Raw genomic sequence first — 14,776 nt, 5'->3', positions numbered from 1 at the left:
GCTGCGAGACGTGAATGCGGTATTGCGCGACTGGCTCGACCCTGATCGTCAGCCGGGGACCACCGCGACAGGACAGAGAGCGTGGTTCAGCGCGCCACGCGCTATTGAACCCAGCAGCAAACCGGTGAATCCGCCTGTCCCGCGGTGGCCGACCACGAGCAGCTGGGCCTGCCGAGCCGCGTCGCGCAGCGCCTGCACGGGCGGGATGTTCGATACCACCAGGTGCACGACGACCTCCGGAAAGTCTTCGGCCCAAGGCGATACCTGGGCTTCGAGACTGCTCCTGGCCGAAGCCAGCAGTTCGTCGCGGTCCGGGTGGTCGTAGGGGCCCGGGATGAAGCTGGCGTCGGGAAATGCGTGAACCGCGACGAGTTCGCTGTTGAAGCGCATTGCAGCGTCGAAGGCGAAGTGGATCGCGTGGTGGCTCTCCGTCGACCCGTCGATCCCGACCACCACTGGCCCGGACTGCGGGAGTTCCGTGCCGGGCACGACGACGACCGGGCACGATGCATGGGTGGCGACCGCAGTGCTGGTCGAGCCGAGCAATGTCGTCCGGAACGCGCCTTGACCACGGGATCCCACCACGATCAGCCGCGCTGCGGCCGATCGGTGGACCAGTTCTCCAGCGGGATGGCCGGACCTGACCTCTTCGGTGATCTCCAGCTCGCCTGCGATTTGCCGACAGCTGTTGCTGATGTCGTGGACCACCTCCTTGGCGTGCGACTCCCGGTCCGGTTCGTTGTTGACCAGAACGAGATGCAATGGGGCTGCCAGGCGCACTGCTTCTGCCGCCGCCCACACCGCAGCCTGCGCGGAGGAGTTGGAACCGTCCACGCCGACGACGATGGACTGCTCGGCTCGCTCCATCTTCTCGCACCTCCACGGATGTCGGTGCGCGCATCGACCACCGTCGACTGCACCTGGCGTGCTGATGGGTTCTCCGGGCCCTATCGTTGCTTGCGAGCGCGAGGTCCGCGTCTACCACGACGGGCGTGAGGGAGTGGGAAGCGCTTCGCACAGCGCCCGAGAGGCCCCGGGGACCGAGAATGCGCGCTTGGGAGTCGGCTGGCAAACCAGGAACCCGCCGGCCGTTCAATCCTCGGAGATGATGAGGACCCGGCCCGATGTCGACAGGTGGCGGGGCGGACCACGGCCCTGAAGAGCAGGAAACGGCGCAGGTCGCGCGTGCGGTGCTGACCGATGGCAGCGTCGTGACCGTGCGACCGCTGGAAGTCCGCGATCTTGCTGAGGTCGAACGTCTGCACTCCGCGCTTTCGGAGGTGGACCGCTACTTCCGGTTCTTCGGTGCGCCATCGGAAGTAGCCCTGGAACGTTTCATGCGGAGGCTGGTGGATCAAGGCGATGCGCGTGCCCTCGCCTTGGGAGCGTTCGACGGGCACCGCTTGATCGGGGTCGGCCATTTCGAAGTGTTGATCCCGGAAGTCGCCGAGGTGGCATTCGTGGTGGAACGGGCGCGGCACGCGCGCGGAGTGGGAACCTTGCTCCTCGAGCACCTGGTGTCGGCGGCACGACGTCGCGGGCTGCGAGAGTTCCGGGCTGAGGTGTTGGCGGCGAACTCAGCGATGATGCGGGTGTTCCAGGACAGCGGCTTGCAGTACGACGTGTGCGCGGACGGATCGTCGTACCAGGTGACGGTTGCGCTGGACCCGGGAGAACCGTACTGGGCCAAGGTGAGCGACCGTGAGCGAGTGGCGGACATCGCCAGCTTGCGCCGGGTGCTATGCCCTGCCTCGGTAGCTGTCATCGGTGCGAGTCATCGGGCGTCAGCGGTGGGAAACGCTCTGCTGAGCAACATCATCCGCGGCGGCTACACCGGAAACGTTTTCGCGGTCAACCGGAGTGGAGGAGAGGTCCTCGGACTGACCGCCCACCGGTCCGCGTCCGATCTTCCGGAGACTCCCGAGCTCGCAGTGCTGTGCGTGCCCGCCGAGCACGTTCCGGACGTGGCGGAGGAATGCGGAGATCTCGGGGTACGAGCACTGGTCGTTCTGACTGCCGGGATCTCGGGGTGTCCGATGTTCGCGGAGGGGCTCGTCGCAGCCGTCCGGCGCTGGGGGATGAGGTTGCTGGGTCCGAATTGCCTCGGCCTGGTCAACACCGATCCGGTCGTGCGGTTGGACGCGACCTTCAGCGCCGCGGGTGCGCCTCAAGGCGAGGTAGGGCTCGCCACGCAGTCCGGAGGAGTGGGGATCGCGCTGATCGAACGGCTGTCCGGACTTGGTCTGGGGATTTCCACGATGGTGTCCACTGGCGACAAGTACGATGTGAGCGGCAACGACATGCTCCTGTGGTGGGAACGCGATCCGCGCACCATCGCGGGGGTCCTCTACCTCGAATCCTTCGGCAATCCGCGAAAGTTCGCGTGGCTGGCGCGCAGGTTCAGCGAGCGGAAACCCTTGATCGTGCTGCGCAGTGGTGCCAGCCCGATCGCCCAGCGAGCCGCGCTCTCGCACACGGCAGCGGCCGCTACTCCGAGCACCACTCGAGAGGCGTTGCTCCGGCACACCGGCGCCATCGGCGTCGACGATCTCGGAGAACTGGTGGCAGTGCTTGGTCTGCTCAGCTGGCAGCGACTCCCAAAGGGGCCGCGCGTGGCCGTGGTCAGCAACGCCGGAGGGCTCGGCCTGCTTGCGGCCGAGGCCTGTGCGCAGGCCGGCCTCGAGTTCTCCTCGTTACCGGAGGCCGGGCCCGACCTGGCCGCCTTGTTGCCGGAGCAGGCCAGTTCGCGCAATCCGGTTGACACCACGGCTGCGATCGACGTCGCCACGTTCGCTCAAAGCGTGGAGTTCGTGCTGCGCGACGAGACGGTCGATGCCGTGGTCGTTCCGGTCTTGCGGACCGCGGTGAGCGACCCGATCACGGGTTTGACCGACGCAGTCTCTCGCGCTCGGGCGGACGGCTGCGACACGCCGGTGCTCGCGGTGAGTGCTGGGCAGGAAGAATCGTTGGCGTCGCTCGTCGACGGTGAGGCACGAATCCCCGTGTTCGCGGATCACACCCTCGCCGCTCAGGCGCTGGCCGATGTCACAACCTACAGCCGCTGGCTGAAGCGATCTCACGGCGTGGTTCCCGACCTCGCACGCATCGACGTCTCGACCGCACGCGATTTGGTGGGTTCCGCGTTGGACCACCTACCAGCGGGCGGTTGGCTGGGGGACGACGTGGTTCGGAAACTCCTCGGGTCCTTCGGGCTCCCCAGCGTGCCGTCGTGGGAATGCGCCACCGAAGACGACGCCGTCGTCGCTTTGCGCGAGTTCGACTGCCAAGTGGTGCTCAAAGCCCATGTCGAGGGGCTGGTGCACAAGGGGCGAGCTGGTGGCGTCGTACTCGGTGTAGCGACGGTCCCCGATCTTCGCGCCGGCTGGGCACGCCTGCGGGCGCGCTTCGGCACCGACCTGCGTGGTGTCACGGTGCAGCCCATGGTCGCGCAAGGGCGGGAGTTCCTGGTGGGGACGCTCAGCGAGCCCGCCTTGGGGCCGATAATCGTTTTCGCGCTCGGCGGAACGGACACCGACCTGATCGCCGACCGCAGCCGGCGACTCCTGCCGCTGACCACGGGCGATGCCGAAGACATGCTGCACGAGCTACGGGCCGGGCCCCAGTTGTTCGGTCCTCGGTCCGACGAAACGCTGGACCGCGACGCCGTGACAGATGTGCTCCTGCGGACGGCTCGCTTGGCTGAACTGTTGCCGGAAATTGCCGAGATCGACCTCAACCCGCTGATCGTGACCGCAGGAGGCGTGCAGATCCCCGATGCTCGCATCCGTTTGGAGCCGCGTGAAATCGAAGACCCCCTGATCCGGAGATTGCGGCTGTGAGCGAGGCCTGAACTGCGGTAGCCCCGATGGAAATGGGACCTGAGGTGCGCGCGATGGGGCTGTGACAGCAGTGTTCGGGCAGGACCCCTGCGCTCGTGCGTATAGACCGTAGGTGGCCGTGGTACCCGAGGAGTGGTGCACGCGGTGACGCCGTCGGGAGACCGAACGCTCTACCGAGGAGGAGACCCGATGAACAAGAGAACCAGGGAGACTGACGTGACAGCGGAGACGCACACCACCGCGGACTCGACGTCGTGGGAGGTCATCGGCCAGTCCGTGACGATCGACGATTTCGCCGCCGAGAGCGATTTCGAAGCCGTCGAACACCTCGTGGTCAACAAGGCGCCGGACGCGATGTATTCCGCGCTCCGGAACCTGGACCTGCTCACGATCAGGTCATCCACGGCGGACCTGGCCATGTGGGTGCGAGGTTTGCCTGAGCGCTTGAGGAGGCGGGTCCCACCGAGGCAGCCGACCAGGCTGACCTATGACGATCTCGTCGCGAGCGGCGACTGGGTTCTGCTGGGCGAGCAGCCCGGAAGAGAGGTCATCTTCGGGGCGGCGGGCCGGTTCTGGACTCCGATCGTGCGATGGGAGCAAGTCGAGGCCGAGCAGTTCACGGAGTACGGCAAACCGGGGCGGGGCAAGATCTTCTCTTCGTTGTCGGTCCGACCGTACGGGCGAAGCAGCAGCCTGGTGACCTACGACATCCGCACCGTTCTCAACGACCCGATCACACACCGAATCTTCAAGCTGTACTGGGTCGTGGTCAAGCCGTTCGTCAGGGCCATCATGCGAGCCACCGTCCGCACTGCCGCCGAGCAGGCGGCGTAGCCGTGCTAACAGGACCGAGGCCGTGCCCAGTGATGACGGCCGGTCTCGCGGCTGCGCGGTAGGCCCGGTGCTGAACACTTCTCGAAAAGGGCGGGTTCATGAGTGAGAACGGACCGCGAATCGTCGTCGGAGTCGACGGCTCACCGGGCTCGCGAGCGGCACTGCGGTGGGCGCTGCGCTACGCCGAACAGACCGGTGGGGAGATCACCGGAGTGCTGGCGTGGGCCCCGCCGAACTTCACCGAGCCCGCACCCATGCCACCGTTGATGTCCGATGACGAGTTGAGAATGCGCGCGGAGAAGGGGCTTCGGGAGATCGTCGACGAGGTCACGGCGGCGTTGCCGACATCGGTGCCCATCCGCAGAGAGGTCGTCCGCGGTCATGCCGCGGGTGTCCTGCTGGTCCAGGTGAAGCACGCGGATCTCCTGGTCGTCGGAAGTCGTGGGCACGGCGGATTCGTGGGTGCTCTGCTGGGGTCGGTGAGTCGGCATTGCGTCACCCACGCACCGTGCACCGTCGTCGTTGTTCGTCCGCCGGCCCAATGATGACGATGAGAGGAAACGGGTGATCTTGCCGGTGATGCGCGAGGATCCTGGTGGGGGTGAATACGATGGCCGGAAGGTGGGTTCCGTCGCGGGAGACGGTGCGCGCGGCGTTGGCGTTGGCGTGCCGGGCGCCCTCGGTGCACAACAGCCAGCCCTGGCTGTGGAAGGTGGCCGAGCATTCGGTGCACCTCTACCTGGATCCTTCTCGCGCGTTGCCCGTTGTCGACCCGACCGGCCGGGAGAGAGTGATGAGCTGCGGCGCTGCGTTGAACCACCTGCGCATCGCCTTGGCCGCCGAAGGATGGCAGGCCCGGGTGCACCGGCTGCCGAACCCGGATCAGCCGGACCACCTCGCCTCGATCGAGTTCACCAGGCTCGACGAGGTCGATGAGCACGTGCTGACCTTGGCCGCCGCGGCTGCTGACCGGCGCACCGATCGGCGGCCGTTCCTGACCGACCCGGTGCCGCAGGAGGTGCTCGCCCCGTTGCGAGAGGTCGCGGGGTCCGAGGGTTGCCGGCTCGTCCTCGCCTCGGACGACCGGTTGCGCAGAGAGCTGGAAGTGGCCATCGAGCAGGCGAATTCGGAGTTGCGTCAGTGGCCCGAGTACCGGCAAGAATTCGCCACGTGGGCAGGGCGCCACGCTGCCGCTAAAGGGGTACCGGCTCACAGCCTCCCGGCGGAGCACCTGCGTGGTATGCCGGAGCGGAACTTCGCGCTCGTTGCCGAGGGGGAGCTGGAGGTGCCGATCCTGGACGATGGGGCGGTCTTGGCGGTGCTGGCGACCCTGGGCGATGACCAGGGGAGTTGGCTGGCGGCGGGTGAGGCGCTGAGCGCTGTCCTGCTCTGCGCGACGGAACAGGGCCTGGCGACGTGTCCGCTCAGTCAGATCGGTGAGAGAGCAGTGTCCCGCGACCACGTCCGGGAGCAGGTTCTCGGGGGAGACGGGTTTCCGCAGCTGGCGCTGCAGATCGGGTGGCCGGTGACGCACGAGTTCCCCGGGCCGCTGACACCGCGTCGAGCGCTGTCGGACGTCATCGAAGGGTTGTTCCCCGAAGAGTGAACGCGTGCCAGCGCACCGCCCCGACACCTCCCTCGACCGCTGCGCTCGTCCACCTCCCTGATTCTCACGGCGCGGACGCCGGAAGCGGTGACCTCGCAGGTTCACCTGATGACCGCTACGGGGCAGGCTGCGTAGTGCACCACGGCGTGGCTGACCGAACCGAGCAAGGTCGAGCGGAGGGCACCGCGCCCGCGGGTGCCGACCACGAGGAGATCGGCATCGACCGCAGCGGTGAGCAGCGCATCGGTCGGGCCTTCAGTGGTGATCAGCTCCTGGTGTGCCACGACGTCCGGGTACCCCTCGGCGCATCCCGCCACGGACTCGGCCAAGACGCGGCGCTGAGCGTCGATGGCATCGGAGCCGAGGGTCCATCCGCGGTTCGGTGGCAGCGGGTCCGATGCTTGCTCTGCGATGGCCAGCAGTGCGGTGAGTTCCGCGTCGTGGCGGAACGCGAGGTCGTAGGCGAATCCCGCTGCCCGCGCGCTGCATGCGGAGCCATCGATGCCCACGACGACCCGTTCGATCCCTGCGGGAGGTCCGGCGGAGCCGGACCAGCGGTGGCCGCGCACGATGACGACCGGAGCGGGCGCCGAGCGCACCAGGTTGCCGGCGGTCGAGCCGAGCAGAAGATGATGCGCCCGCCCCTTCCGGGGCGGGCCCAGCACGAGGACGCACGCGTTTGTAGCGGCGTCGCGCAAGATGCTTGCCGGGTCGCCCATGCGTGCCTGCGTCCGCACTTCCAGACTGGGGTGTTCGCGACGGCATTCGGCAGCGATGTCCGCCAGCACCCGCTGTGCGGCGCTGCGCAGCGGTTCGAACGAAACGGTCTCGCTGGGCAGGTGTATGCGCGTCAACTCCTCGAGCGGGATGGGTGTCGCGTGAACGACCTCCAGCGGCCGCCCGCGTGTCGTGGCTTCGAGCGCCGCCCACCGCACTGCCGTCCGCGATTCTGCGGAAGCATCGAATCCGACGACGACGCCGTCGTCGTGGACCGTCGACATCGCGATCAACCTCCGGTGGTCGGGCTCTCGCAAGCGTCGCTCAATCGGTGCTGCGCCGCAGCCCGCGTGCCGTGTGTGCGTGAGGCGTCACCGGCTTGGCGCCCGGTCGCGCTCATGGCCGCCCGGCCGTAGCGTTTTTTGCCATGGATGCAGTGGTGAAGACGATTTCGCCTCGCACCTCCCAGGCCCAGAACCTGATGGAAGAGCAGGTGGGAAGCGGACTCAGGGCATCGCAGCAGTACCTGGCCTGCGCGGTGTGGTTCGACCAGCGGGATCTCCCGCGTCTGGCGTCGTACTTCTACCGGCAGTCGCTGCGCAAGCGCGATCACGCGATGCGGATCGTGCAGTACATGATCGACAACAGCGTTGCGGTGGAAGTCCCCAGCGTTGAGGCGGTCCGAAACGACTTCTCGGACCCTCGCGAGCTGATAGCGCTCGCCGTTGAGCAGGAACGCGTCGCGACCGATGAAGTCACGACGTTGTCTCGAGTCCTGCGTGAGGAGGGAGATTACCTCGGCGAGCAGTTCGTGCGCTGGTTCCTGTCCGAACAGGTCGACGAAATCGCGCAGATGAACACGATGCTCAACGTCGCCGATCGCTCGCAGGGCAACATGTTCGACCTGGAGGACTACCTCAAGCGGGAATCCGTGGAGAACGAGAGGTACGAATCGGGAGCCCCTCAGGTCGCGGGCGGGAAGTTGCGATGACGTCCCGCGCACCACGTGGTGCCGGCTCCGGAGGCGGCAGCTGCGGTGAGCACCAGTGCGTCGTGGCTCACCGGGCGTGGCGCGGTGCTTCCGGGCTTAGGGGGCCCTGGTCGGTTTCCGCCAGCGCGAAGTAGCTTTCCTCTTCCTGGGTGAAGTGCAGGAGTAGCACGGTGTGCAAGCCGTACAGGGTGGCGAGCAGGTCCTCGACTTGGTCGTCGCCGATGTGCCGGCGCGTTTCAGCGAGGTTCAGGTGGGAGCGGATCCTGGCGCTGAGTCTGTCGATCTCGGCGTGCATGCGGCTCATCGTCGCGGTGGCCTCGGCGCCGCCCAGTGCGGCGGCGAGGGCGGGGTAGAGCTGGGTTTCCTCGGCTCGTTCGTGCGGAACGAGCCGCTGATCCAGGAATTCACCGGTCCGACGCAGCGCGGCCAGTACATTCGTGGACCTGGAGTTTCCGGAGATGAGGTCCGCGGTATCGCGGATCAGGTGCAGGGTTTCCCGGAGCTCGTTCTGCTCGGAGGCGAAGTGGTGCAGCAGGTCTTGCGTGGCGGGTGGCACGGTGCGCTCGCCGCGATCGTGGCCGCGCAACGCACGCAGCGCGTTGAGGATGACCGCGACGTCGATGCCTTCCTGCAGGAGAGCCCCCGCGGCGGGTTGCAGCAGACCGGCTACGGCAATGCCCATGGCCAGGAGCGACAGGCTCATGCCGACGGCGGCGCTCTGCACCGCGATGCCGCGCGCGCGACGGGCGATGCTCATCGCCTCGGCCAGCGGGTCCAGCCGATCCGCTGTGAGCACCACATCGGCGGCCTCCGACGACGCGGTAGAGCCGCGTGCACCCATCGCGATCCCGACCGTCGCCGCCGCTAGGGCGGGAGCGTCGTTGACGCCGTCGCCGACCATGATGGTAGTCGCGGATCGGCTCTCCTCGCGCACACTTGCGATCTTCTCCGCGGGACTCTGCTCGGCGTGCACCCCGTCCAATCCCAGCACTGTCGCGACTTCCCTGGCCGGTTCGAGGCGATCGCCGGTAAGCATGACCAGGCGGCGCAGGCCTGCTTCCCGCAGCCGCCGGAGGGTTCTGGGGGCGTCTCGGCGCACTGGATCGCGCAGCAGCACCGCGCCTACGAGTTCGCCTTCGCGGCTGACCCAGGCGATGGCAGCGGCGTCGAGCATGGCGCGGTTCAGCGTGGTGTCGATCCAGCGCGGTCTGCTCTCGGGAAGCGCGAGTTTGCCGACCTCGATTCGGTCACCCTCGACGATGCCGCTCATCCCGCGGCCCGGCTGTTCCGATGCGTCGCGCGGCTGTGACAGCACGAGCTGAAGCCGGCGCGCGTGCCCGACGATGGCCTCGGCGAGCACGTGGGGGGATGCCTGGTCCAGCGAGGCGGCCAGCCGGAGCACTTCCGTGGCCTCGATCGCCGGTGCGTTGATGACGTCCAGCACCGCTGGGTGTCCCGCAGTGAGGGTGCCGGTCTTGTCCATGACCGCGGTGGTGGCGCGGCCGAGGTTCTCCAGCGCAGTGCCATCGCGGATGATCACCCCGGCTCGAGAAGCCCGGGACATGCCCGATACGACCGCCACGGGAACCGCCAGAAGCAGCGGGCAAGGTGTGGCAACGACCAGCACGGCGACCGCACCGACCGGGGAACCCGTGATCAACCAGCTGGAACCGGCGAGGAGCAAGGTCAGCGGGAGGAACCACGTCGCGTACCGGTCGGCGAGCCGGACGACGGGTGCGCGCTCAACACTGGCCTGCTCAGCCAGTCGTACGATCCCCGCGTAGGTGCTCTCCTGGGCTCGAGCGTCGGCCACCAGTTCGAAGGCTGTTCCCGCGTTGACGACACCGCTGCGCACGGTGTCTCCGGGACCACGTTCGACGTGCGCGGATTCGCCGGTGAGCACGGACTCGTCGAGGAGTGCGGGATCGCTGCCGACCCGACCGTCGACAGGCACCACCTCACCGGGGGCCACCAGCAACAGGTCGCCGACGCGCACCTCGTCCGCGGAGACGTTCTCGATGGCTCCTTTCGCGCGCCGATGGGCGATACGGGGGGCGTGCTCCAGCAGCGCGTGCAAGTCGTGGGAGGCTCGGCGCTGCGCTGCGGAGTCCAGGGTCTGCCCGGAGGCGAGCATCACGGCGATGAGCGCTCCTGCGAGGTACTCGTGCACGGCGAGGGTGCCGCCGAGCGAGAGCACCGCGATGAGGTCGACGCCGGTCCGGCCCTGCCACAACGCCAGCACCATCCAAACCAGCGCGGGCACGATGGCAGCGGCTGTTGTCGCCATCCACACCGCGTCGGCTATGCCGGGAGCCCCGACTGCCCAGGCGCCGACGCCGACGAGCGACCCGCTTGTCGTCACGACGAGAAGCGTTGGCTCGAACCAACGTCGGAGCCGACTCGCCTTATTCTGATGCGTCGACCGTGGATCGGGCATCGCCCGCACATCCTTCTCGCTACTCGTCGCGTACCAAACACCCCGCGCGCACCGGGTCGGCAAAAACCGGCCCGGCGCAAACTGGCCCTCTGTCGCCGCTCGCCTATGGCTGGCGGGAGCCACACGCCGCCTGAGCGCGCCAGGACGCGGAGGCCAACGTTAGGAAGGCTGCCCTCCGGCAGTTAGGGCCAATGTCCTCTCCCTCAACCATTGCGGGTCTGGCGACGCCCGGCGGGGGGTTCTTGCTGGAGGGGAGGAGTATCGGCCGGAAGGCTCGGCCGGGTATCCGGCGCGCTTGCCGTCCGTTCGGCGGGGTACCCAATCGGCGTCGGCGTTCGGTCGTCGCAGATGAAGGCCTGAGCGGTTGCCTGGCAAACGCGTGGTTGAGGAGGTTGCCATGATGTTCGGAGACGGGGGTATGGGCGTGTGGGGGTTCGCGTTCATGACCGCGAGCACGGTCCTGTTCTGGGCGGTGATCATTCTCGGCATCATCGCCTTGGTCCGTTATCTGTCGCGAACGGCCGACCACGGCAGGTCGCAGGATTCGACCAGCAGTGCGGAGCGCTTGCTAGCTGATCGGTTCGCGCGTGGCGAGATCGACGAGGAGGAATACCAACGTCGTCTTCAGGTGCTGGGCGAGCGAGCGCGAGGCCGGTAACTCCAGCGGGGTTGAGGAAACGTCCGGCCCCATCAGTGTCCGGCCGCTGCCGTTGTTCACCCAGCGGTCCCACGTTCGTCCTGATCAAGATGGTGGTTTCGACGTCGCTCATGGGGTGAAGACGTGCGGTCGGCGGCTTGAGGCAGGACACTCGGCTGTGTTCGGCCGTGACACCGAGGGGGCGGCTGTGGGCAAGCGAGCACTCGTCGCTTATGGCAGCAAGTTCGGTGGTACGGGGATCAACGCAGCGATGGGTGATGTCCCTGGCGCAGTCGGATCTCGATGTCGGCGTCAGCCGTGCTGGACATGCGCGTGGACGTGAACTTCGGCATCGTCGTTCTGGGGAGTGCCGTATACATGGGACGTTGATCGCGTCGGCCGCTGAGTCGCCGAGAACTGGTCGGGCGCCAAGTCTGATTGTTCGGCAGTGCTACCGCGCACGCGGATTTGACGCATCAACCTTCGTCATCGGGGAGTGGAAATGAGCAGTCAGAGCCTCAAACCGGTGATCGTGGGTGTCGACGGCTCGTCGTCGGCCGTCCACGCGGTCCGGTGGGCTGCGGCCGAGGCGCATCGCCGGAACGCGCGGCTGCGGATTGTGTACGCCGATGTGCTCTCGCTGGTCTACCTCCCCGATCTGCCGGGTTACCCGCTTCCCGTGCCCTACATCCAGGCCGCGCAGCGACAGGGCAAGGAGTGGCTCCGCCGAGCAGCCGAGGTCGCCAAGTCGGAGGTCGCCGACCTCGTGGTGGAAACCGAAATGCGTGTTGGACAGGCGGGCGCCGTGCTGGTCGACCAGTCGGGCGAGGCGCAGTTGGTCGTGGTGGGCAGTCGGGGTTTGGGTGGGTTCACCGGGCTGGTGGTCGGGTCGGTGGCGGTGGCGCTCAGCGTTCATGGCCACTGCCCGGTCGGGGTGGTGCGCGGCCCTGGGACAGCGTTGCCCGAGGCTCCGGTCGTTGTCGGGGTGGACGAGTCCGCCACCGGCGAAGCGGCGTTGACCACGGCGTTCGAATGCGCAGCGCGGCGCGGTGTGGCGTTGCGAGCAGTGCACACGTGGAACTCCGTCGATGCGGACGCTGCGCGGTGGACCGAGGGGGAGGGCTGGGACGTCGCGCAGACCGACCAGGAACGGTGGCTGGCCGAGCACCTGGCGGGCTGGAACGAGAAGTTCCCCGATGTCGAGGTGCATCGCTACGTGTCCCACGACAAGCCCGCCCGAGCACTTCTCCAGCATGCCCAGCAAGCGCAACTCGTGGTAGTGGGCGCACGCGGTCGTGGCGGGTTCACCGGCTTGCTGCTCGGTTCGACGAGCCAGCAGCTGCTGCAGCATTCGCCGTGCCCGGTGATCGTCGCGCGCTGAAGCCCGTCGGGGTGAACCAAGGCGGTTCCAACTGCCGGGTCGAAGGAGGGGACGTCGTGGACCTGACCAGCTCGTTGCGGGTGGTGGAGGGCGTTTCGGTAGCCAGACGTGAACCACCCGAGGCCGCGGCCGTGGCGGAAAGCCACACGGCCGTGGTCGCGTTCATCGGTGACCGCGCGTACAAGGTCAAGAAGCCGGTGGACTTCGGGTTCCTGAACTTCACCAGCGTCGAATCCCGCAAAGTGGCTTGCTCCCGGGAGGTGGAGCTCAACCGGCGATTGGCGCCGGACGTGTACCTCGACCTGTCCGAGGTGCTCGACGGTGAGGGCCGGAGTTGTGACTGGATCGTGGTCATGCGGCGAATGCCTCCGGACCGGCGGCTGGCGACGTTGGTGGAGCGCGGCGAGGACGTGCGCTCGGACCTCCAGCAGCTCGCCCGGAAGTTGGTGTCGTTTCACAGCACCGCGAAGCGGGGCCCGGATGTCGAATCAGCCGGCGAGCCAGCGGCGTTGCGCAGGCGATGGGTCGACAACTTCACAGGGGCAGAGCCGTTCGTGGGGAGCATCTTCGACCGCGACACGTTCGAGGAGATCGTCTGGCGGGCGCTGGACTACGTCGATGGCCGTGCGCGTCTGCTGGGCGACCGCGTGCGCCGCGGGTATGTGGTGGACGGCCACGGCGATCTTCAGGCGGAGGACGTGTTCTGCTTGCCCGACGGACCACGTGCGCTGGACTGCCTGGAGTTCGACGACGCGTTGCGCTACGTGGATGGTCTCGACGACGCGGCGTTTCTGGCGATGGATCTGGAACGTCTCGGTGCGGCGGAGCTGGGACGGGAGTTTCTCGGCTGGTATGCGGAACTGTCGGGTTCTCAGGTTCCCCGCTCTCTCGCCGACCACTACATCGCCTACCGCGCCTTCGTGCGGTGCAAGGTCGCGTGCCTGCGTCACGAGCAGGGTGTGGAATCTGCGGCCGACCAGGCTCGGAAGCTCGCGGGTATGGCACTGGACCATCTGCGCTCAGGTCAGGTTCGGCTGGTCGTCGTAGGCGGCCTGCCGGGCGTGGGCAAGTCCACGGTGGCGGGCGCGCTCGCGGACCGGATGGGCGGGGTGCTGCTGAGGACGGACCAGATCCGCAGGGAGATGCCGCACGCGGCCGACCTCGACCCCGGAGCGGGCTATGGCAGGGGCTTGTACGACAGAGCGCAGGTCCACGACACCTACGGTGAGATGTTCTCGCGGTGCCGCCGGCTGATGGAGTACGGCGAGAGCGTCGTCCTGGACGCGAGTTGGAGCAACGCCGATGAACGAGAGGCGGCTCGAGCACTCGCGCGCGAAGGACGCGCGATGATCACAGAGCTCAGGTGCGACGCGCCGCGGGACGTGGCAATGGCTCGCCTGGCCGCTCGCGTGGATGACGTCTCCGACGCCACCGGCGCTGTTGCCGAGGAGATGGCGGGCCGGTTCGCCGCGTGGCCGGAAGCGGTCGAGGTGGACACCGCAGGAGAAGCGGAGTCGGCCGTGGCCGCGGCCTGGAGGATCCTGCAAGCCTGCCGGTGAACTGCGGGCACGGGCGGGCCGAGCAGGAGCGCAGTCAGGCCAGGTTCGCCGGAGTCCGCGGGGAGGGCGTTCGGGCAGCTGGTCGCGGGGCTGGGGTGGCCTTCTGGCTGGGGACTTCTGGCACTGGCCGCTCTCATCGTCCGAGCGCACATTAACCGGGTGCGGTTCCGCGATGGAGACGGACCGTCGGGGACAACTGGAGGTATCGATGACCGAGCAGCAGACACGGACTGCGGAGGGCCGCAGGTCCGTGCCCAAGCCGCGCTCGCAGTACGGTGGGGCGATTCAGGGCTCGGGCGCAGGAATGGACTGGGTGCGCTTCGGCGGCGTGATGATGGCGGTGCTCGGAGGGTTCGGTGTGATCGAAGGTCTGGCCGCGTTGTTCTCCCCGACCTACTTCGTCACCGTCGGAGGTGCGGTCCTGGCCCTCGACCTCACCGCGTGGGGATTCGTGCACATCATCATCGGCGCCCTCGTGCTGGCGACGGGGTTGTCCTTGCTGGGCAATGCCCCGGGTTGGGCGCGCGCTGTCGGGGTCGGCCTGGTGGCGATCAACATGATCGTGCAGCTTGCCTGGCTTCCAGCCTTCCCGATCTGGTCGATCCTCCTGCTCGTGATCGACGTGCTCATCATCTACGCGCTGATCGCCACCTGGAACGCCCAGACCGAGCGGTGACGCCCCTAGGAGCTGTTTAGGAACGTGGGGCCCGGTGGTTGAACATAGTGAGGTCTCCGGTAGATGGATCAGCGACGAAGAAGATCAACATCTATCCGG

The 14,776-nt window shown here is 67.6% G+C and carries 12 protein-coding genes; 9 read left to right on the top strand and 3 right to left on the bottom strand.

Annotation, left to right across the window (positions count from 1 at the left end; all coding sequences use genetic code 11):
* Positions 1-48: 48 nt before the first annotated feature.
* A complete protein-coding gene (locus EIL87_RS20195) occupies positions 49-867 on the bottom strand; it encodes a universal stress protein (RefSeq protein WP_125092152.1) in 819 nt (272 codons plus the stop codon).
* 257 nt (positions 868-1,124) lie between these two features.
* On the opposite strand from EIL87_RS20195, the gene EIL87_RS20190 reads away from it, so the two are divergent.
* The 4 genes from EIL87_RS20190 (at position 1,125) to EIL87_RS20175 (ending at position 6,279) form a co-directional block, all read left to right on the top strand.
* A complete protein-coding gene (locus tag EIL87_RS20190; RefSeq protein WP_125092151.1) occupies positions 1,125-3,839 on the top strand; it encodes a bifunctional acetate--CoA ligase family protein/GNAT family N-acetyltransferase in 2,715 nt (904 codons plus the stop codon).
* 189 nt (positions 3,840-4,028) lie between these two features.
* Positions 4,029-4,673, top strand: coding sequence for a hypothetical protein (locus EIL87_RS20185; protein ID WP_233576408.1), 645 nt, complete (start codon positions 4,029-4,031; stop codon positions 4,671-4,673).
* A gap of 98 nt (positions 4,674-4,771) precedes the next feature.
* Positions 4,772-5,218 (top strand): universal stress protein, encoded by a 447-nt coding sequence (locus tag EIL87_RS20180; protein WP_125092150.1) that lies wholly within the window; start codon positions 4,772-4,774, stop codon positions 5,216-5,218.
* Positions 5,219-5,283: 65 nt separating this feature from the next.
* Positions 5,284-6,279, top strand: coding sequence for an Acg family FMN-binding oxidoreductase (locus EIL87_RS20175; protein ID WP_199740527.1), 996 nt, complete (start codon positions 5,284-5,286; stop codon positions 6,277-6,279).
* A gap of 101 nt (positions 6,280-6,380) precedes the next feature.
* Here the strand turns inward: EIL87_RS20175 and EIL87_RS20170 are convergent, their stop codons facing one another.
* Positions 6,381-7,280 (bottom strand): universal stress protein, encoded by a 900-nt coding sequence (locus tag EIL87_RS20170; RefSeq protein WP_125092149.1) that lies wholly within the window; start codon positions 7,278-7,280, stop codon positions 6,381-6,383.
* A 143-nt stretch (positions 7,281-7,423) separates the two neighbouring features.
* Between EIL87_RS20170 and EIL87_RS20165 the strand changes: the two genes are divergently transcribed.
* Positions 7,424-7,987: a ferritin gene (locus EIL87_RS20165; protein WP_125092148.1), complete on the top strand. Its 564-nt coding sequence runs from the start codon at positions 7,424-7,426 to the stop codon at positions 7,985-7,987.
* 67 nt (positions 7,988-8,054) lie between these two features.
* On the opposite strand, the gene EIL87_RS20160 is transcribed toward EIL87_RS20165, so the two are convergent.
* Positions 8,055-10,424, bottom strand: coding sequence for a heavy metal translocating P-type ATPase (locus EIL87_RS20160; protein ID WP_125092147.1), 2,370 nt, complete (start codon positions 10,422-10,424; stop codon positions 8,055-8,057).
* Positions 10,425-10,821: 397 nt separating this feature from the next.
* Between EIL87_RS20160 and EIL87_RS20155 the strand changes: the two genes are divergently transcribed.
* From EIL87_RS20155 to EIL87_RS20140, 4 genes are all read left to right on the top strand, one after another.
* The gene (locus EIL87_RS20155; RefSeq protein WP_125092146.1) at positions 10,822-11,082 is read left to right on the top strand and encodes an SHOCT domain-containing protein; all 261 of its coding nucleotides are present in this window, start codon (positions 10,822-10,824) and stop codon (positions 11,080-11,082) included.
* Positions 11,083-11,587: 505 nt separating this feature from the next.
* On the top strand, positions 11,588-12,442 hold the full coding sequence (locus EIL87_RS20150) for a universal stress protein (protein ID WP_233576407.1): 855 nt from the start codon (positions 11,588-11,590) through the stop codon (positions 12,440-12,442).
* A 56-nt stretch (positions 12,443-12,498) separates the two neighbouring features.
* Positions 12,499-14,001: a bifunctional aminoglycoside phosphotransferase/ATP-binding protein gene (locus EIL87_RS20145; RefSeq protein ID WP_233576406.1), complete on the top strand. Its 1,503-nt coding sequence runs from the start codon at positions 12,499-12,501 to the stop codon at positions 13,999-14,001.
* Positions 14,002-14,209: 208 nt separating this feature from the next.
* The gene (locus tag EIL87_RS20140; RefSeq protein WP_125092144.1) at positions 14,210-14,677 is read left to right on the top strand and encodes a DUF7144 family membrane protein; all 468 of its coding nucleotides are present in this window, start codon (positions 14,210-14,212) and stop codon (positions 14,675-14,677) included.
* Positions 14,678-14,776: the final 99 nt, after the last annotated feature.

The sequence above is a fragment of the Saccharopolyspora rhizosphaerae genome, assembly GCF_003931915.1.
Classification (GTDB): Bacteria; Actinomycetota; Actinomycetes; order Mycobacteriales; family Pseudonocardiaceae; genus Saccharopolyspora; species Saccharopolyspora rhizosphaerae.
The sequence above is the reverse complement of the archived record's forward strand: the minus strand, read 5'-3'. Positions and strand labels throughout refer to the sequence as shown.

What these genes read in the sequence shown, in the direction of transcription:
- EIL87_RS20195 (WP_125092152.1), bottom strand. Translation starts at nt 867, where the DNA reads ATGGAGCGAGCCGAGCAGTCCATCGTCGTCGGCGTGGACGGTTCCAAC.
- EIL87_RS20190 (WP_125092151.1), top strand. Translation starts at nt 1,125, where the DNA reads ATGTCGACAGGTGGCGGGGCGGACCACGGCCCTGAAGAGCAGGAAACG.
- EIL87_RS20185 (WP_233576408.1), top strand. Translation starts at nt 4,029, where the DNA reads ATGAACAAGAGAACCAGGGAGACTGACGTGACAGCGGAGACGCACACC.
- EIL87_RS20180 (WP_125092150.1), top strand. Translation starts at nt 4,772, where the DNA reads ATGAGTGAGAACGGACCGCGAATCGTCGTCGGAGTCGACGGCTCACCG.
- EIL87_RS20175 (WP_199740527.1), top strand. Translation starts at nt 5,284, where the DNA reads ATGGCCGGAAGGTGGGTTCCGTCGCGGGAGACGGTGCGCGCGGCGTTG.
- EIL87_RS20170 (WP_125092149.1), bottom strand. Translation starts at nt 7,280, where the DNA reads ATGTCGACGGTCCACGACGACGGCGTCGTCGTCGGATTCGATGCTTCC.
- EIL87_RS20165 (WP_125092148.1), top strand. Translation starts at nt 7,424, where the DNA reads ATGGATGCAGTGGTGAAGACGATTTCGCCTCGCACCTCCCAGGCCCAG.
- EIL87_RS20160 (WP_125092147.1), bottom strand. Translation starts at nt 10,424, where the DNA reads ATGCCCGATCCACGGTCGACGCATCAGAATAAGGCGAGTCGGCTCCGA.
- EIL87_RS20155 (WP_125092146.1), top strand. Translation starts at nt 10,822, where the DNA reads ATGATGTTCGGAGACGGGGGTATGGGCGTGTGGGGGTTCGCGTTCATG.
- EIL87_RS20140 (WP_125092144.1), top strand. Translation starts at nt 14,210, where the DNA reads ATGACCGAGCAGCAGACACGGACTGCGGAGGGCCGCAGGTCCGTGCCC.